Genomic DNA, 18,720 nt, shown 5'->3' on the forward strand with positions numbered 1-18,720 from the left:
TCGACCCTAATTTGAGGTTTGCCGAAAGTGTTCCATATGGCCTACGTTGGTTAACGAAGGATGAAGTTCTCGCTTTAATAGGCACTTCAGAAGTAAACGAGACGATATAAGGCCTGTAATAGGAGTACAGCCAGGCAACCGTGCTATCAAATTTGTATCAGGTCTGAGCGGAGCTGTAGAGGGTGCGTAGCCAACATGGAGACAAAACATTTCGTTAAAAGGAAATGAGCGATTGGGATGATATGTCCGCTAAATCATAACATTTAATGGGCATAGCCTCTCCGGGGCTGGCGCCAGGCCCCGGGATAAGGCTATGGATAAATCCAGCGGTTTTTCCGCAGGTTTTTTTTTGGATTGGAAGAAAGACGGGCAAGATCACGGAGAAAGGGCAGGCCTTTTCAGAGGGGTAACGGCAATAAGGAGGCATTACTCCGTTATTCTGACAAACAAGTACTACCGCAGACGGAATTCCATCCCCTGTTCCCGGAGGATGATCCGATTCTCGTCAGGCCCTGCCACCTGCAACAACCGTTGCATCGGCTCGTCCACCGGTTCGTACGACAGGACGAACGTACGCCAGTGGATGGGGGCCATCCAACGGGCACCTGTGTCCAAAAACATCTGCCATGCCTGCTCGGGTGTACAGTGATTGGCCTGAAACGCATCCGGTTTGTACGCACCGATCGGCATGAATGCCACATCGATAGAACCGTATTTCCGCAAATCGCGCAAACCAGGTGTATAGGCGGTGTCTCCGGCGAAAAAGAGGCGTACCCCATTTTTCTCGATCAAATAGCCTGTATACCCGTAATCGTTGTTCCATGGAAGCCGGTTTCCCCAATGTCTGACGGGGACAGCCGTGATGCGTAATACTTCATCCAGTTCCACTGATTCCGTTCCGCCCAGCTCCCTTATGCTTTGAAACGGCAGGCCTTTCAACAGGCGAGACGTGTTACGGGCCGTCACCAAATGTGTCCGGTCGGAAGCCAATCGCTTCAAGGTGGGGAGGTCAAAATGATCAAAATGGGCGTGGGAAAGAAGGATCAGATCCACCAGCCCGATTTCTTCCACGGTCAGCGCCGGAGGGACAAACCGTCGGGGGCCGATTCGGATCGGCCCCAAACTGATTCCGACCCGTTCTCCCAGTACGGGATCGGTCAGGATTCGTGTACCGTACAGGTTGATCAGCAAAGTGGCATGTCCCACCCACGTGATGGTCACCTCATCAGATGACCACCGGTCCGGCCGGGGGTGATACCGGAGCGGCCGTGTCGATGGTTGGGGGAGACGAGCCATATGATACCAGTACCGATAACCGATATAGATCAGCAACAGCAGAAGGATGCCAAACAACAGCATCATGGACCACAAGATCCAACGCAACCGCCTTCTCTCCTTAATGAACGGGATCTGATTTCATGTAGGCTCCGAACCGGGAAGCGCACGACACACCCAAGCGTGCAACTCCTGTTTTTTTCAATCCTGTTTCTTTTTCGGTTCGACAAATGTCTGGTAAATCTGCTGAATCAACTCCTGTTTCATCTTCCACAACTTATTGGACAGGTCAACGGGGTACTCCTCGGGATTCAGCAGTCGCAGATACTCTTCCCAGAACAGGGAGCGTTGTTCCCGATGATAACGGCGAATCTCCTCCAGTGACGGAAGTTCTACCGTAAGTTCCCCATTTCGCATCACGGGTTGCAACAGTTCAATTGCCTGGAAGTGGGTGACTCGTTTTTTCCGATAGGTGTGGACGGGATCAAACAATACGAGCGGAGTCTTCTCGTCCACCCGTTCATCCACATGGGTGATCAGATCAGCCTGTGCTTTTCCGGTCACCTTGTCGATAATCCGGTACACGTTTTTCCGACCTGGTGTGGTCACTTTTTCCGGATTGGACGAGATTTTGATGGTAGGCACCCACTGACCCTGCTCCATTTTGGCTACCATTTTGTAAACGGCTCCCAGTGCGGGTTGATCATAGGCCGTGATCAGTTTGGTCCCAATCCCCCACGAATCGATGCGGGCACCTTGTGCTTTCAGGTTCAGGATCGTATCTTCGTCCAAGTCGCTGGACGCAATGATCCGGGTGTCTGTCAATCCGGCCTCGTCCAACATTTTGCGAGCTTGTTTGGACAAATAGGCCAAATCGCCACTGTCCAACCGGATCCCGGCCAGTCGCTTGCCTTGCTGTTTCAGTTCCAAACCCACTTGAATCGCATGGGGGAGTCCGCTTCGCAATGTATCGTACGTATCCACCAGCAGGACAGATTGTTCCGGAAACGCACGGGCAAATGCGCGAAAGGCTTCCAGTTCGTTTTCAAAATCCTGCACCCAGGAATGTGAATGGGTGCCGATGATGGGGATACCGAAACGCTCACCGGCCCGGACGTTGGAGGTGGCGTCAAACCCGGCGAGATACGCTGCTCTCGCTCCCCATATGGCGGCCGTACTTTCCTGTGCCCGACGTGTGCCGAACTCCATGACCAGGTCGTTGCCAGCCACGGTGCGGATGCGGGCCGCTTTGGTGGCGACCAGTGTCTGGTAGCCGATAAAGTTGAGCAGGGCGGTTTCCACCAATTGCAGCTCCATCACGTTACCTTCCAGTCGGAGTAACGGCTCGTTGGGAAATACGATCGTCCCCTCCGGTACGGCGTACACATCGCCTTGAAACCGAAACGTGCGGAGCATGTCCAAAAAATCGGGGTCGTATTGTTCCGGCTGTCGGGCGAGAAAGGCGATGTCCTCCTCGGTAAATCGGAGATTCTCCAAATATTGCAACGCACGTTCCAGCCCGGCAAACACGGCGTAACCATTGCCGAACGGAAGATGACGGAAATACAGGTCAAACGCTCTCTTTCTTTGGTGCGACCCGTTTTTCCAATGTGCATACATCATTGTGATCTGATATTTATCCGTGTGCAAAGCGTCACCGATTCGTTCCAACAACAGAAAAACCTCCCACGGGGCACCAACAGTGTTCAGCGATTCACAATGATTTGGTACATAACGGGAATCACTTGTTGGTGTCGAATATAGTAGGCTGACAGACGACAGTGTCCTTGTTTGAGTGAACAGATCCAGTAGCTTTTTTCGGGGTAGTGCCAATTGGCAATGTCACGGGCGGACGGATAAGGTTCGGTGGTGGGATGGGAATGGACCACCCCGATCCACTCCAATTGCAGTTCCCGCAATTGCCTGATCGTCTCTAAATAGGCCTGAGGCTCAAATGAAAACGAATGCGGGCTGTCATCCAGGTTGGGGATTGGAAAAAAATGCGTGATCTCCTGGTCATGACCCGCCAATATGCCGCATCCTTCTTTGGGATATTGCTGCCGAAGGTAATGGTGGATCTGTTCGACAACGGGGCCCCAGATCGAAAGATAGGAAGAGGCCATAGAATTCCTCCTCACCGATTGATCCCATCTGTGCTTGGTTGGTACGGGCCGTGCTTGTTCAGGTTTTATTGTATATCGAATTTTGTTGAACGAAAAGATGAACGGATCGGGTTGTGTCTGGCGGAGGAAAACTTTGAGACGCCTCCTTGGCTTTTTTGCTACAATAAAGCTGAACTGACAAGCGGGAGAGGATTCGAGAGGCATGACGGAGATCCGGGTGGGGGTTTGCGGTTGGGGTGATCATGATCTATATCCGCCCAAAACCCCGTCGAAAGAGAAGCTGGCGTTGTATGCACGTCATTTTGACGTCGTGGAGGTGGACAGTAGCTATCATGCGATTCAACCGCCCGAACGGTGGGAGCGTTGGGTGCAGGAGACGCCATCCGGGTTCCGCTTTGTTGTAAAAGCCTATCGGGAGATGACCGGTCACGGCCGCCCGCAACGGGCACCGGAGCGTACCCGGGAAGAGGTGTTTGATCTGTTCGAAGCTTCCATTCGGCCGGTAACGGTTTCCGGCAAGTTGTCCATGGTGCTGTTTCAGTTTCCCCCCTGGTACGATTGTACGAGGGAACATGTCCGCTACATCCGTTGGTGCCGCGAACGATACCCGACGTTGCCACTTGCCGTTGAATTTCGGCATCGGAGTTGGTTTTCGCCTCGTTTTCAGGAAAAAACCCTGCAGTTTCTTAAGGATCATGAACTCATTCATGTGGTGTGTGATGAACCTCAGGCAGGAGAGGGTTCCGTTCCGATCGTGCCGGCGGTGACGCATTCTGAACTTTCCCTCATCCGGTTCCACGGACGGAACCGGGAGGGGTGGGAAGCTTCTCACCGACCCGATTGGCGAGAGATTCGCTACGCGTATCGTTATTCGGAAGAGGAATTGCGGGAATGGCTATCCTATCTCCATCACCTCAGAGAGCGATCGAAGCAGTTGATCCTGCTGTTCAACAACAATTCGCAGGGCGATGCGGCAAACAACGCCAAACAGATGATTCGTCTATTGGCGGAAAAAGGCTGGATCGAACCATCCGCTGATCCGCTGCCTGTATTTCGGCAGGGAACATTGTTTTAGATAAAAAAGAAAAAAGGAGTGGGCCGAATGTGGGTGTGGTTGGTTGCGGGAGGATTAGCCTTGATCTGTTTGGTGTGGTGGATACGGATGAGCCGCCGGGGGGTTCGGCAGGCCGCTATCCGCAAACAGTCATGGGTGCTGGAAGATCTGGGCCTGCAGTCGCATGATTCGCAATTGAACGGTGACCTGCGTCAATTGATCAACCGGCTCGTATGGTCTTATTCCCGGGAATACGTGGACCGGGTCAAGCGTCGGATGATGGAGATCCACGCCATCCGAGAGACGGAGTGGAACAACCGTTGGTTTGAATTGAAGCGTTTTTTTCTTATGACCGCATTGATGAAACAAGTGCCGATGTACAGTCGCGAAGTGGATCAAGTGTGGCACGAAATGCTCATGTTCACCCGGACGTATGAACAGTTTTCCAAACGCTTCCTGGGTGAATATCTTCACCACGAACCGCATGATGCCGCCGGTGCCGCAGCCGGCAGGACGATGCGGGGATGGTTTGATCTCATTTATTGTTGGTTGTTTCAACCCACACCCTACAGTATATTGACCTGGGGACCGTTTTTCCGTCAACCTGTCCCCATGGAGATTTTGCGGGATTTCGAGGGAGAGGTCTCCGAAGAAGTTCTGGAGCGGTATTTTCGATGGCATGCAGGGGACGTCGTCGTTCGCCGGATCATCTATCGATTGGCGGAGCAGATCCATGAGGGAATCCGTTTCGTTCGCTCATTTGTCGAGGAGCGTGGCCGGGATGATGAGGCGTTTATCATCCGGTTGTTCGAACAGGTGGAAGATCCTGTTCGGCGATTGATGTATGGTGTGTTGTTTTACTCCCTGTACGATTCGCCGCGTTTCGATGTGAACCGGATTTTGAAGTGGGAAGAGATCAGTCGGACCCGATCGTCCAAATCTTCCGCCAAAAAGACAGCAGCGGCGAATGGCGCAACCTCCTCCAGCACCACTTTCTTCGGCTGTTTCTCGTTGGGTGGTAATGACGGAAGTAATCACTGCGGTGACGGAGGCAGCCATTGCAGTAGCGGAAGTTGCGGGGGAGGATGTGGCGGAGGTGGTTGCAGCAGTTCTTGAGATTTCGTTTTCCATCTGCAACCTGTATAATGGTCCCGATAGAGAAACGATGTCATACTTGCGGGATGAATTTCGATTCCCCCCACTGTATGCATTCCATCCGGCATTGACGTGTGTTTGGCGACGGATGGGAATAAGGAGTGACCTGCTGTGGAGTGGCTGGTGTTGTTTTTGATCGGATTGATCGGCGGTACGATTGGCAGTATCGTCGGATTGGGCGGCGGGATTATTACCGTGCCGGCATTGTTGTTTCTGGCGGAAGTAGATGGACGGTTTCACCATATTACGCCTCCGGTGGCAGTGGGGACATCGTTGGCGTTGATCATTTTGACCGCCCTGTCTTCGACATTGTCCTACACCCGTCAGCGGCGCGTGGATTTTGCTAGCGGTTGGTTGTTTTTTGCCGCATGCGGACCGGGAGCGGCAATTGGGTCTTATCTGACTCATTTTTTTCGTTCCGGCGGATTTTTGGTGGGTTTTGGCCTGTTGATGCTGGGAGTGTCAGCAGTGATGTCGTTTCGGGATCGACTCAGGAGAATTTCGCTTCCCCAGTCGGTGACGCGTACGTTTGTGGACGCAGAAGGAAGAGAATATACGTACGGATATCATCGGACGACTGCCCTTTTCATTTCATTTGTCGTGGGTATCATTTCCGGATTGTTTGGGATCGGTGGCGGTTCGCTGTTGGTACCCATGATGGTGATGCTGTATCGCTTTCCCCCGCATGTGGCCACCGCTACCTCCATGTTTATCATCCTGCTCTCCGCCGCCATCGGCAGTGTTGCCCACGCCGTTCAGGGAAATATCGACTGGTTCGCCGCATTGTGGATGGCTCCTGGTGCTTGGATCGGTGGTCAGTTGGGGGCGGCCATCTCCGCGCGGATGAGCAGTCAATCCTTGTTGGTCACGTTTCGGATCGCGATTGTGTTGGTGGCCGTGAAAATGATCGCCGACGGCATGTCTTCATTGAGTTAGGAGGATGTTTGTGCAAGAAGTGGTGCGACTTCATCTCATCCATACCAATGACATCCACAGCCGATTGGAAGCCGCGGCTGGTATTCATACGTTGACATCGCGACTGATCAAAGAGATCGAAGGGCGCGATGAAGGGTTTCTGCTGTTGGATATCGGAGATCACATGGATCGGGAACGGATGGAAACAGAAGGGACCGACGGGCGTGTCAATGTTTCCGTGATGGCGGAGACCGGCTACCACGCGGTGACATTGGGAAACAACGAGTTGCTCACCTTTTCTCGTGCGTCGTTGGATAGGCTTTACGAAACGGCGCCATTTTTCGTCATTGCGACCAATGTTACGCCGATCGAAGGAGACCGGCCCGCTTGGCTCCGTCCGTGGGCGATTCTCCAGTGTCGGGGAGTGCGTGTGGGTCTGCTCGGTGCCACAATCCCTTATCCAATGGTATACGAAATGATGGGATGGCAGGTTCATGATCCGTTCCTGCGGGTGCGGGAAGCGGTCCAGCAATTGCGTAACCAGGTGGATGTGTTGGTGCTGCTGTCCCATCTCGGGTTGCCCAATGATCGTCAGATGGCGGAGGAAGTGCCTCATTTGGATATCATTTTGGGCGGGCATACCCATCACTTGATGGAAAAGCCGGAGCGGATCGGACAAACGTGGATAATGGGAGCAGGCAAGTTCGGACAATATGTGGGGCATCTTACGCTGTCATGGGATGCACGGTACAAACGCGTGGCAGACGTGGAAGGAACATCCCTCCCCACTGAAGGGGTGCCTCTCTCGAAAGAGGTGTTGAGACGCATTGCCGAGGGACGGGAGGAAGCAGAACAGTTTCTGGCGGATACCGTCACCACACTGAACCAACCTCTTTCAATCGATTGGCACTCAGAATCGCCATTGGGCAATTTGTTAGCTGATGCTTTGCGCGACTGGGTGGGAACGGATATCGCCCTTGTCAATGCAGGGCAGGTTCTGGATAACTTGCCCGCCGGTCCGGTGACGCGGAGGTTGCTTCACCGGATTTTGCCTCATCCGATCAATCCGTGCCGCCTGTTACTGACCGGAAAACAACTTCGTCGCATATTGGAAGAATCATTGCTGGAAGAGTTTCAAACCAAAGTACTTCGAGGATTCGGATTTCGCGGGGAACAATTGGGTATCCTCAACGTATCGGGGATGGACATCGAATACTGCGCGGAAGCGCCTCCGTACCAAAAAATTCGTACCGTGCGGATTGGCGGGCGGGAGTTGGAAGCGGATCGTGACTATTCGGTGGCCACGATCGATATGTTTACGTTCGGGGTAGGATACCCCACTTTCCAAGAAGCGAAAGAGGTTCGCTATTTGTTGCCGGAGTTTTTGCGGGACGTGCTGGCCCATTGGATTCGGCAACCTGGTGCAGTAAATGCGTGCAAAAGCCAACGGTGGCACCAGGTGCAGGTTTGTCCCGCAAGATAACCCAATGTTTCCAAGCCCACCCTTCCAGCAGGAGTTCAGTTGCGCTACAATTAGGTCTGAAGGAGGGTATCCTATGCGTTTTGTGGATGAAGTATATTCGTTGTACCGAGACCAATTAACCGACGATGAAGATGATGCGGTATCATTGGTTCTCCATTTGCTGGAAGATCACACGAGACAGGATGTTTTGAACCTGATCGAAGAAATGAGCGATGATGAAGTATTGCAAATGGTGGCCATTTATTTGGTGGAAATGCTGAAAGCCAAGATGGCGCAGGAAGGGAAACTGCCGATGTGGAAACCGTCCTTTCAGACGCCATACATTCATTGAGTGGCAGAAGAGTTCCTCTGATGGGGAGCTCGTTTTTTGTATGGGCTTTGATTTCGTAGAGAATAGAGGCCCATTGCCGTTCCGTTCCCGTTACGCTCACATACGGTATTAGGGGAATCGTACCGTGGGAGGGATAAACTTGGTTCAACTGAAACCGATCGAGGTGGCGGGGCGGACGGTGTTGGGCATTGAAGTGGCATTGCCCAAAACGCGTTTGCTTGCGATCGCCACGGAAAAGGGGTACATCATGTGTGGCGCTTTGGATGTGACTTTGTTGAATGAGAAGTTGGCCGACCGTGGCGTCATCGCCGGACGGGCGGTAGGGGTGCGGTCGCTGGATGATTTGTTGGCCGCCCCCCTGGAATCAGTCACCCATGCTGCCCGGGAGATGGGGATTTATCCGGGCATGATCGGCCGGGAAGCGCTGCTGAAGATGGTGTAAAGAGAGAGGAGCATCTGCTCCTCGCGACTGGCTGACAAACGTAGCAGTTCAGCGGCCTCAAGTTACCCGAAATCGTAGTAGCTTGAGGCTCTTTCAGACAGGACATGCATCCTTACATAAGCAGAATCGCTTGGGTGGATTCCGCAGGCGATGGAGGCGTCGGGAGTGGGGCCTGCGGCCCGCCGCGAAACAAAAAACGGACAGTGAAGCTTCATTCACTGTCCGGTGTTTTTTCATTTTAGGAGAAAAATGGGGAATGGATGGTTTGTTCGGATTGAATTCAGCATTGATGTGTGATATCCTGAACTATACCTGATTATCAAGAATTTATCATTTAAATCAAAAATACCCAATTATATCTTATCACTTTCCGGTTCCGCTGTCAAGGTCTTTTCGAAAATCATCGGCAAGGGGGACGGATGCATGAGCGTGACACAGCAGGAATGGCAAAAAGAACAAGAGCGGGTGGGCCGGGTAACGGCTGAAATCGGCAAACGGATGGATGATCTGCAGCAGCGGGTCAGCGGGCTTAAGTCGGAAATCGTAAACATCCGTAAGAACTTCTGGGATGATGTGACGGTCAACGTGGATGAGCCGCATGAAACGGTGGAAACTGCCGTGAGTGTCAAACAGCAGGCGGAAGTGTTGGCTGAAAGGGAACGCAGCTTCCGGCACGCGAACAAGGAGTTGTCTATTCTTTCGCGGATGAGGAAGTCTCCATGGTTCGGCCGGATCGATTTCAGGGAAGACGGAGAGCAGGAAACAGAGAAGATTTATCTGGGAATCGCTTCATTCCGAGATGAAAACGATGAATTTCTCGTTTATGACTGGCGGGCGCCGATCTCCAGCCTGTATTACGACGGGACTCCCGGCACGGTGCGGTACGAAACGCCTGGCGGCACAGTGACGGGGACCCTGGAGCTGAAGCGGCAGTATATTATTCGGAACGGAAAAATCATCAGCCTATTTGATACGGGTGTCACCATCGGAGACGAGCTGCTTCAGGAAGTGCTCGGCAAGCATGCGGACGCGCAGATGAAGAGCATCGTGGCCACGATCCAGAAAGAGCAAAATCGCATTATCCGAAGTGAAGGGCCGCGTCTCTTGATCGTTCAGGGAGCGGCGGGAAGCGGCAAGACGTCGACTGCTCTTCAGCGAGTGGCATGGCTGTTGTACCGGTACAGAGGTTCGCTGACCGCCGACCAGATCATGCTTTTTTCGCCCAACCCGATGTTTAACAGCTATGTTTCCACGGTTCTCCCCGAGCTGGGGGAAGAGAATATGCAGCAGACGACATTCCAAGAGCTGTTGGAAAAACGGATCGGGAACATGTATGAGCTGGAAGACCCGTTCACCCAGATGGAATATGTGCTGACGTCCATGGATGACCCGGAATATTCGGCAAGAATTGAGGGAATCCAGTACAAGACGTCCACAAGCTTTATGAATCTGATCGACCAATACATTGCGTATCTCGGACAGGACGGGATGCTCTTCCATGATCTGAAGCTGGAAGATGAAGTTCTCATTCCCGCCGATTACATCCGGCACCAATTTTACTCGCTCCCTGCATCTCTGACTATTCATGACCGTATGAGCCTTCTCGCGGAACGGCTGCTGGAAGATTTAAAAGAACGGGCTCGTTTGGAGCGTTCGAAGCCGTGGGTGGAGGAGGAAATTCAGTATCTGGATCGCCATACGTTGGTTCGCGCCTATCAAACGCTGCAGAAACAAAAGCGTTTCACGATGACCACGTTTGACGACTTTGAGCGTGAACGGGAATTTCTCGCCGCCTTTGTTGTTCACGAACGGTTCAGGCCGCTTCGTCAGTCTGTGAAGCGGTTGGAATTCGTGGACATCGCGGGGATCTACCGGCAACTGTTCGCTGATCCGGACTATGTGGCGCGATTTGCTCCCGAAATCCGGTTACCGGATAATTGGAAGACGATCTGCGCGCAGACGGTGGAGCGCCTGGATCGCGGCAAGCTCTCCTGTGAAGACGCGACGCCGCTTCTGTATTTGAAAGAACAGATCGAAGGGTTGGAAACGGACAATACCATCCGGCACGTGTTTATCGATGAAGCGCAGGATTACTCCCCGTTCCAGTTTGCGTTTGTTAAACGGCTGTATCCTCGCGCCCGAATGACCGTTCTGGGCGACTTTAACCAGGCGATCTTCGCTCATGCCACTGACGGTGACGTTTTTCAGGCGCTGCCTGATCTGTTTGGAACCGACGAGGTCGAAACCTTTGTCCTGACGCGCAGTTACCGCTCTACCCGGCAGATCGTCGAATTCACCCGGCAGCTGATCGCCGGCGGCGAGGCGATTGAACCGTTCAACCGGGAAGGCCCCAAACCGACCTTGACGCAGGTGGCGGACTGTAATGAGCTGGCGAAAAGAATCGCTGGCCGGATCCGCTCCCTTCAAGATGCCGGACACCAAACGATTGCCGTGATCTGCAAAACGGCTCGGGAGAGCCGAGAAGCGTATGAGGTGTTGAAAGAACAGGTTCCGATCCGGTTGATCGGGAAGGACTCTGTTTCCTTCGAAAAAGGGGCCCTGATCATCCCGGCGTATCTCGCCAAAGGGATTGAGTTCGACGCGGTGATCATCTTCAATGCGTCGGAAGGCGTTTATGGAAAAGAGAGCGAACGAAAGTTGTTCTACACAGCCTGCACAAGAGCGATGCACGAACTGCATATTTATTGGATCGGAAACCGAAGCCCGTTTCTGGCTCAAGTTTCCCCGGATTTGTATGTCATCGAAAAATGATAGAAACAATTCCGTGGACGCGATTTCCCGTCTCCGCTCCGTAACTCCAGCCAGAGTCGCTTGACGGGAATTCGGCCGCTACCTAAAAAGAGGGTGGCTGTTCTCCCATGAGCCTTGAGCTAGCGTATGAGAGGGAGAACGGCGCATCCGGAATCGGGAGTGGTTCAACACTTTGTCAGTTGTCTCAAGGAGGAGCATTTGCTCCTCCATTTTTGGTTTGCGAATGTTCACTTGTACTCCAGAAACTCAATACGGTTGCCGAATGGATCGTGGGTGAAAAATCGCTCGCGGCCTTCAATCGGTGCATCTTCGATGATCTCTGCGCCGTATTCGGCCAATCGTTGTTTTAACAACGCAAGGGATGTGACCAAAAAAGCGGGATGCGCCTTGGTTGCCGGCACAAACGGGTCCTGTACCCCGATGTGCACCTCTTGATTGCCTAAGCGAAACCAAACACCGCCCCGTTTTTGCAATTCGGCCGGCTTCGGCACCTCTTCCAACCCTAGGCATTCGCCGTAAAACCGTCGCGCTGCTTCCTCACAGTTCGGCGGTGCCGCCAGTTGTACATGGTCAATCCCCTGAAAGCGCCAATCCATCCGTCCATTCCTCCCTGACAAAATGAAGTGATTCGGTCAACTGTAACCAATCCTCCGGCGGCATGGCCTTCAGAGTGAGATGTTTTCCCGTCAACGGATGGCGGAACGACAGGAGCCAAGCATGCAAGGCCTGTCGCCCGATCCCCTCCATGGGTCCACCGTAAAGTTTATCCCCATACAGCGGATGACCAAGCGAAGAGAAATGCACGCGAATTTGATGGGTCCGTCCTGTTTCCAATCGGACCCATATAATCGAGGCACGATCGTTTTGTGCCAGGACCCGGTAGTGTGTCACGGCCGGATCGCCTTCAGGGGAAACGCACCGTCGCAAAGGATGGTTGGGATCGCGGGCAATGGGCTCGCGGATGGTACCTTCGGGATTTTCCACCCGCCCGGCTACACACGCCAGATACTCCCGTCGTATATCGTGTTGTCGCAAATCTCGGTCCAGCAATTGATGCGCGTAGGCGTGTTTGGCGATCAGAATGAGGCCAGAAGTGTCCCGGTCCAGCCGGTGTACCGGCCGTACGCGTCCTTCTCTGCCCTGTGACAGCCAGTAATGGATGATCCCGTGGGCCAGCGTTCCTCCTTCACCGGGGCGTACGGGATGAACATTGATCCCAGCGGGTTTGTCCACCACCATCAGATCAGCATCCTCATAGACTACGGAAAACGGTACCGGCTCCGGTGGCAGGTCGGCTCGTTCAAAGGGGCGTACTGCCACACGCAGACGGTCGCCCGCCTTCACCCGACGGTCCAGCCAAGGCATTTTACCATTGAGCTGAATTCCGCGCGACCTCGTAAGCCGGTTGATCATCCGATTGGACAGCAACAATGGTCCCTGCAGTACTTCCCGTACGGTATGTCCTTCCCACTCGGGTGTGACGCGGTAGGCGATCCATTTGCCGTGGTTTTTTTGTTTAAACGACATGAACATCACCATCTCTATTTTCACCTGTGTGTCATCACCATTCAAGAAATCGTGTAAAAAATTTTTTTGCAATATTCGTTGACAAATGGGAGTGCCTCCCGCAACCCAACCGTTGCGATGACGAACCCAAACCGGATCCGCGGTACCGAGAGAGCGAAACCCCGCTTACCGGTTCCACCGGACGGAAACCCATCCGACGGACCCATGATTTTCAACAAGCCGGTGAACGGTTGGCCGAAGGGTTGGGCATCGACATCCCTGCTTATGTGGAATCAACGTTGGAGTCAGAGACGGATGTACTGTCTTCAGGATGGTGACAAAGACGTGGGATCCGTTAAAGTCCGCGCTCGACGGGAAATTTGGACCCGCTTCCGAAATCACGAGTGGCAAGATCACTTTGTCAGCAGTCTCCCTCGCCGGTTATCGACGGGGGATCGATACAGTTTCATCAATCACTTGCGAAAAGTCTCGTCGGCTTAGGTCTGCCGAGCCTTTTTGTATGGTTGGAAACATGTTCGGGATGAGTCCGCCATGTGAATGATATAATGGAGTAAAAACATGGAAAGGACAGGGAGAATGGAGACCATCACCTATGACTGTATACGGGAGGCGGCCGCCCGGTTGAAAGGTGCCGCCCACCGGACTCCTGTGATGACATCGCGGACATTGAATAAACAAAGTGGTCGGGAAATCTACCTCAAATGTGAGCAGTTCCAACGTGGGGGCGCGTTCAAGTTCCGCGGTGCCTACAACACGATCTCCCGAATGACCGAGGAGGAAAAACAGCGCGGGGTACTCGCCTACTCATCGGGTAACCATGCCCAAGGGGTGGCGCTGGCCGCCCGGTTGTCCGGTGTTCCGGCCGTCATTTGCATACCGACTGATGCACCGCCCGTCAAATTGGCGGCTACACGGGAGACCTACGGCGCAGAGGTGCTGACGTTTGACCGTCTGACGACGGATCGGGAAGCATTCGGACGACAAGTGGCGGAGGAGCGGGGACTCACCATCGTTCCACCGTTTGATCATCCGCATATCATTGCGGGAGCGGGAACGGTGGCACTGGAGTTGTTGGAGGAAGTACCGGATTTGGATGCGGTGATCACGCCGATCGGTGGTGGTGGATTACTGTCGGGGACTTCGATTGCAGCCCACGGTTGGAATCCGAAGATCCGCGTATTCGGTGCAGAACCGAAACTGGCGGCAGATACATACCGTTCCCTCCAGGAGGGTAAAAGGGTGTCCATCGATCCCCCGTCGACGGTGGCAGACGGTCTTCGAGCGACAACACCCGGCGTGTTGACATTCCCCATCTTGCAATCGCATGTGGAGAACGTCGTACTGGTGACGGAGGAAGAGATTGAAGATGCGATCCGTTTTGCCCTGCTGCGATTGAAAACGGTGATAGAACCGTCAGCTGCTGTGGCGCTGGCGGCCGTGCGGAAGGGAGCTTTGCCCCGGGATTGCCGGAAAGTAGGCGTCATCCTGAGCGGAGGCAATATCGACCCGTCGTTGCTTGCGCAGTTGTGGGAGAGGGAGGCAACGAAGATTTGACGCCGGTTGTTGGGGAGGAGTATACTCTCATTCGTGCGCATTCTGGAGAATCGAGGGGATCAAGATGATGAAAACCGTGACGTCTAAAACGGACCGACGGCCGATCACACCGGATTGGGACCCTTGGGACCCTTGGTATACACGCAGCGAAAAAGGACAATACGAACTGACCAGCGTGGAATTCACCGTCACCCAACTTTGCAATTTGCGGTGTGAGCATTGCGCTGTGGGGGAAATGCTGGTCGAACGGGAGGGGATCCCCATCCCTGTCGATCAGCTGATCCGCAAGCTGGACGAAGTGGAAACCCTGAGGACGATCAGCATCACCGGCGGCGAACCGATCCTCAACCCGCAAGTGGTAAAGGAGACGATCCGTCCCTTATTGCGCTATGCCCGTTCGCGGGGGATCTACACCCAGCTCAACTCCAACCTGACCCTGCCCCTGTCGCGGTACGAAGACTGGATCGAAGACCTGGACGTGTTACATATCTCTTACAACTACCGGGGGCCGGAGGACTTTCACCGCATTGTGTTTGCCCATTCCAAACAGGATGTCCCATTCAAAACGGCGGAAATGCTGTACAACCGGATGGTGGATAACGCGCGGGCATTATCCAAAGCGGGCGTGTTCGTCTCTGCGGAATCGTTGATCAGCCCGTTTACCGCGCCCCATCTCCCGCTGATGCACCGGCACATCGCCGAGATGGGATGTGTGCGCCACGAGGTGCATCCGCTGTACCCGAGCGATTTCGCCAAGAATATGGAACTGCTCAGTTTGGATCAACTGCGGGAGACCATTCTCCATTTGGTCGATCAGCGTGATCCCGATGTGTGGATCTTGTTCGGTACCCTGCCGTTCTATCCGTGCAGCGACCGGCCGGAGGATCGCGAACTGTGGTTGAGGCTTCATCGTGAGCCCAACATCACCGTCCGCCACGACCCCGACGGACGCAACCGGCTCAACATCAACGTCTTCACCGGAGACATCATCGTAACCGACTTCGGTGATGTTCCACCCTTGGGCAACATCCATACGGATCGTCTGATCGACGTTTTCAACCGCTGGCTGTCCCATCCGGTTGCCCGGAAACATCACTGCTACTGCCCGTCTGCCCGTTGCACCGGCCCCAACATTCTTGTGGCACAGATGTATTACAGCGACTGGAATTTCAGGAAGAGGAAAGCGGAATTGTCGGTGGTGGAGCATTGATGTTTGGATCAGACCCTCCGGTGGAAACTTCGCTGGAGGGTTTTTCATTTACTTTTTCGGACAGGAACAAACCGTTTAGGGAAGTAGGTCATGGCACAGGACACGGGCAAAGTGTGCTTTGCTTATAGAAAGATGCCCGCGATTTAATTCCTGCGCTTTCCAAGTCCAAGGAGCCGGATTTTAAAAAGAAAACGCCGGACTTTTCGGGCGTTAAAATTCGAGTTCTTTCTTTAGGTGTTTGAGTGAGGCAGGTTCTCCTTCGTTCCACTTTTCCCATTGTTCCCGTTCTTCATCGTTCATCGGTACGGGATCTGCTCTTTCCTTAGTATTAGAGAGATTCGATTCAATCCCCTCACCCTTGGGTGGAGGGAGCATTGACCGATTTTGTCGCCAATTGATCAAGAAATGGAAAATGACTCAGGTTACCCTGACAAAATACTTTCTTAGCAAAATAATGAATCGCTCCGCTCTCCATTAAGATATATCCACCAAGGAAAATGAGCACGAATGGCACGATAATATGTCCATACCCCTTTAAAGTCTTGACTACAAGCGGATGACTTACAAGTTGATATCCAATGAAGCACCAAACAGCTACTAAGACGAGAAAAATGGTGATGATGATAATCAATCGGGCTATGCTTTGGCTTGAAAAGAAGGGTATGTAGATCCCGATATTATCTCCACCATTAGCGAAGGTGATGGTCGCGACTTTATAAATATTGGGATGAAGGAATCTTTGAAGCCAATTCTTTTTTGCTCCTTCTTCATGAGATGACTCCTTGTTATCGTTGTCTTCAGTATCATCTTGATTCCTAAACCTTTCCCATAGAGCCTTGATCCCCAGATAGATAGGAAAGATCCCTAATAAGCCAATCCATTCTTTCGGAATAACGAGTGCACCAAAAGCACCGATAAGACTTAGTAAAACCAACGTGATAAAGCCCAAGTATTGACCAATAATAACGTGTTGTTTTGTTAATGATCCGTTTGTTTGTGAAAACCAAGCCATTAGGAGAAATATATCATCTACATTGGTAGATGCAAAAAAAACGATCGATAATAAAACAGTAGATATCAACTTAAAACCCCTTTCATACAAGTTCCGGATTTACCCAGCAATAAAAGCTGGGCAGGGGGTGTGGAGGTTTTCCTTCGTTTCCCATCTTTAAGACGGATGGGTTACGACAACGATTCACGAATAGAAAAAGTGTGGTTTCTTTTGTCTTAAAACTGAAGGTATTTTCCCGCCAGAATTTATTATTGTGGAGTGAGTCCCTCAGGAAAACGATCCGATACGAGATTTAAGATGATATTGTGCTCTAGATATGCCTTTAGCCCAGCGAGTAAAAACGAGAATCCTTCTGTTGATCCGATCGCTTGTTCTACAACCTCATCCCCATTTCCGCTAAATCCGGTGTTTGTAATACTGACGAAAGTCGTGTTATCTGCTAATGGAGTAAAAATCCACTCTACTGTTGTGGGCTTGTCATAGCCCGTCCATTCAATGAGTATGCGCCTGTTTTGTTCAATTGCTTCTACACTAACCTGTACAGAAAAATTATACATTTCCCAATCCCACTGGATTTGCTTATTTGGTTCGAGCCTTCCACTGCTTTTGGTAAACCAGAACTTGGTCGTGATGGCGGGATTGATAAAAGCCTCAAATACTGCGTCAACTGGTTTACGAATAAGCATTTCTGCTTTTGCAACTGGGGGATTTGTTAGTTGAAGACCTTTCATTTAGATCAGTCCTTCGTCTTATACTAAAATAAAGGAAAGTACCGACAAACCCAAGGTTTCTCATGTCACAAAAACGATCGTTTTTGAGACTATGGCAGAACCCTTTGAGTTGCCGACAAAAAGGCTTTATTTCGGTTTGTCGTTTCGGGCGTTAAAGTCCGAGTTCTTTCTTTAGGCGTTTGAGTGAGGTAAGTTCTCCTTCGTTCTTCTTTTCCCATTGTTCCCGTTCTTCATCGTTCATAGGCAAGGGATCAGCCGGCATGTTTTCGTATACTTTGAAGGGGTTATCTTGTTGAATGAGGTATTTCAGGAAATCGTACGCGAAGGGGATTTTGGCCTCATTCAACTGATCGATTAATTTATACAAGTCTTCTTTTGTGATTGCCATCGTGGAATCCTCTTCAGTGAGGATCTGACCCTTTCTTAGTATTAGAGAGGGCCCCGTGCTTAATAGCGAGCAGTTGTCTGAATTGCCGGTACTCCTTTATAATATATGGCCCAAGTAATATTTCTTCCAATGTCCATCCAGTTTCCCGACACCGGTGAGCAAAATCATGTCACAGATCGTGAATGGTGATGTCCTTAATCAGTTCCCATTCACCCACCGTGGTTTGTTTTTTCAGTTTTCGCCATCAGTGATGAATCCCCGCCTCGGTCAGCCGATCAGACCGCTGCAAAACTCACTGTTTCGGTTTCTCATCTTTCATTCGTTCTTGTAAACTCAAAAAGTGCTTTTCGGGTCTGGTTCAACAAAGCCTTTGTGCCCAACGCGCAACCATCCAGACTTAACCGTCACATGTGTATCAGATTCCCTTAGCCAAGACACACACATTTACCCGACAGCCCGCTCAATAACCCAATACAAAAATGGCTTGCGAGCGTAGATCCCCTTTTTTCTCTATCCCTACGAAAGAGTGGTTTTTTTTCGTCTCCAAAACGATTGAGGATTAAATTTGTTGGTTAAGCAAACCGCTCAGAGCACAAGTTTGCCTATCGAAGTTGACGAACTTGATGAAACTGACCGAGGTACAAAAGGCTTCGGTTTGACATTTAATCTTAATGAGGACTTAGATCGGATGAAACTTTGAAGCAACAATCAGGAATCAAAATGGAATTGGTGCTAAAGGTTGATGACC

17 protein-coding genes are annotated in these 18,720 nt (G+C 51.9%); 9 read left to right on the forward strand and 8 right to left on the reverse strand.

All coding sequences use genetic code 11. The features are described from left to right. Positions 1-453: 453 nt before the first annotated feature. The 3 genes from KI215_RS03080 to KI215_RS03090 form a co-directional block, all read right to left on the reverse strand. Positions 454-1,383 (reverse strand): MBL fold metallo-hydrolase, encoded by a 930-nt coding sequence (locus tag KI215_RS03080; RefSeq protein ID WP_246512177.1) that lies wholly within the window; start codon positions 1,381-1,383, stop codon positions 454-456. 93 nt (positions 1,384-1,476) lie between these two features. Then, positions 1,477-2,898 (reverse strand): nicotinate phosphoribosyltransferase, encoded by a 1,422-nt coding sequence (locus tag KI215_RS03085; protein WP_420830181.1) that lies wholly within the window; start codon positions 2,896-2,898, stop codon positions 1,477-1,479. An 83-nt stretch (positions 2,899-2,981) separates the two neighbouring features. After that, the gene (locus KI215_RS03090) at positions 2,982-3,398 is read right to left on the reverse strand and encodes a M67 family metallopeptidase (RefSeq protein ID WP_212774125.1); all 417 of its coding nucleotides are present in this window, start codon (positions 3,396-3,398) and stop codon (positions 2,982-2,984) included. Between the two features lie 202 nt (positions 3,399-3,600). Between KI215_RS03090 and KI215_RS03095 the strand changes: the two genes are divergently transcribed. From KI215_RS03095 to helD, 7 genes are all read left to right on the forward strand, one after another. After that, positions 3,601-4,473 (forward strand): DUF72 domain-containing protein, encoded by an 873-nt coding sequence (locus KI215_RS03095; RefSeq protein WP_212774126.1) that lies wholly within the window; start codon positions 3,601-3,603, stop codon positions 4,471-4,473. A 27-nt stretch (positions 4,474-4,500) separates the two neighbouring features. Continuing rightward, entirely contained in the window at positions 4,501-5,568 is a 1,068-nt protein-coding gene (locus KI215_RS03100) for a glycine-rich domain-containing protein (protein WP_212774127.1), read from the forward strand. Positions 5,569-5,718: 150 nt separating this feature from the next. Continuing rightward, complete coding sequence (locus tag KI215_RS03105) at positions 5,719-6,543, forward strand: sulfite exporter TauE/SafE family protein (protein ID WP_212774128.1); 825 nt, start codon at positions 5,719-5,721, stop codon at positions 6,541-6,543. Positions 6,544-6,553: 10 nt separating this feature from the next. Beyond that, positions 6,554-8,005, forward strand: coding sequence for a bifunctional metallophosphatase/5'-nucleotidase (locus tag KI215_RS03110; protein ID WP_212774129.1), 1,452 nt, complete (start codon positions 6,554-6,556; stop codon positions 8,003-8,005). Between the two features lie 73 nt (positions 8,006-8,078). Further along, the gene (locus tag KI215_RS03115; RefSeq protein ID WP_212774130.1) at positions 8,079-8,336 is read left to right on the forward strand and encodes a DUF6154 family protein; all 258 of its coding nucleotides are present in this window, start codon (positions 8,079-8,081) and stop codon (positions 8,334-8,336) included. Positions 8,337-8,475: 139 nt separating this feature from the next. Continuing rightward, positions 8,476-8,778, forward strand: a complete 303-nt coding sequence (locus tag KI215_RS03120; RefSeq protein WP_212774131.1) for a YunC family protein — start codon at positions 8,476-8,478, stop codon at positions 8,776-8,778. A gap of 423 nt (positions 8,779-9,201) precedes the next feature. Beyond that, complete coding sequence (gene helD, locus KI215_RS03125) at positions 9,202-11,550, forward strand: RNA polymerase recycling motor HelD (RefSeq protein ID WP_212774132.1); 2,349 nt, start codon at positions 9,202-9,204, stop codon at positions 11,548-11,550. A 227-nt stretch (positions 11,551-11,777) separates the two neighbouring features. On the opposite strand, the gene KI215_RS03130 is transcribed toward helD, so the two are convergent. After that, complete coding sequence (locus KI215_RS03130) at positions 11,778-12,146, reverse strand: VOC family protein (protein WP_212774133.1); 369 nt, start codon at positions 12,144-12,146, stop codon at positions 11,778-11,780. Continuing rightward, entirely contained in the window at positions 12,121-13,077 is a 957-nt protein-coding gene (locus KI215_RS03135; protein ID WP_212774134.1) for an RluA family pseudouridine synthase, read from the reverse strand. The genes KI215_RS03130 and KI215_RS03135 overlap by 26 nt, the downstream gene beginning before the upstream one ends. A 558-nt stretch (positions 13,078-13,635) precedes the next feature. Between KI215_RS03135 and KI215_RS03140 the strand changes: the two genes are divergently transcribed. Both KI215_RS03140 and yfkAB read left to right on the forward strand, forming a co-directional pair. After that, positions 13,636-14,631 carry a threonine ammonia-lyase gene (locus KI215_RS03140; RefSeq protein WP_246512178.1) on the forward strand — a complete coding sequence of 332 codons (996 nt, stop codon included), beginning with the start codon at positions 13,636-13,638 and terminating at the stop codon, positions 14,629-14,631. 64 nt (positions 14,632-14,695) lie between these two features. Continuing rightward, positions 14,696-15,841 (forward strand): radical SAM/CxCxxxxC motif protein YfkAB, encoded by a 1,146-nt coding sequence (gene yfkAB, locus KI215_RS03145; RefSeq protein ID WP_246512179.1) that lies wholly within the window; start codon positions 14,696-14,698, stop codon positions 15,839-15,841. A 352-nt stretch (positions 15,842-16,193) separates the two neighbouring features. Here the strand turns inward: yfkAB and KI215_RS03150 are convergent, their stop codons facing one another. The 3 genes from KI215_RS03150 to KI215_RS03160 all read right to left on the reverse strand — a co-directional run bounded on the left by KI215_RS03150 (position 16,194) and on the right by KI215_RS03160 (position 17,972). Further along, positions 16,194-16,922 (reverse strand): cadmium resistance transporter, encoded by a 729-nt coding sequence (locus KI215_RS03150; protein WP_246512180.1) that lies wholly within the window; start codon positions 16,920-16,922, stop codon positions 16,194-16,196. A gap of 179 nt (positions 16,923-17,101) precedes the next feature. Beyond that, positions 17,102-17,584: an SRPBCC family protein gene (locus tag KI215_RS03155; protein ID WP_212774135.1), complete on the reverse strand. Its 483-nt coding sequence runs from the start codon at positions 17,582-17,584 to the stop codon at positions 17,102-17,104. Between the two features lie 151 nt (positions 17,585-17,735). Beyond that, a complete protein-coding gene (locus KI215_RS03160; protein WP_212774136.1) occupies positions 17,736-17,972 on the reverse strand; it encodes a hypothetical protein in 237 nt (78 codons plus the stop codon). Positions 17,973-18,720 lie beyond the last annotated feature (748 nt).

Source organism: Polycladomyces abyssicola, assembly GCF_018326425.1.
Taxonomy (GTDB): Bacteria; Bacillota; Bacilli; order Thermoactinomycetales; family JIR-001; genus Polycladomyces; species Polycladomyces abyssicola.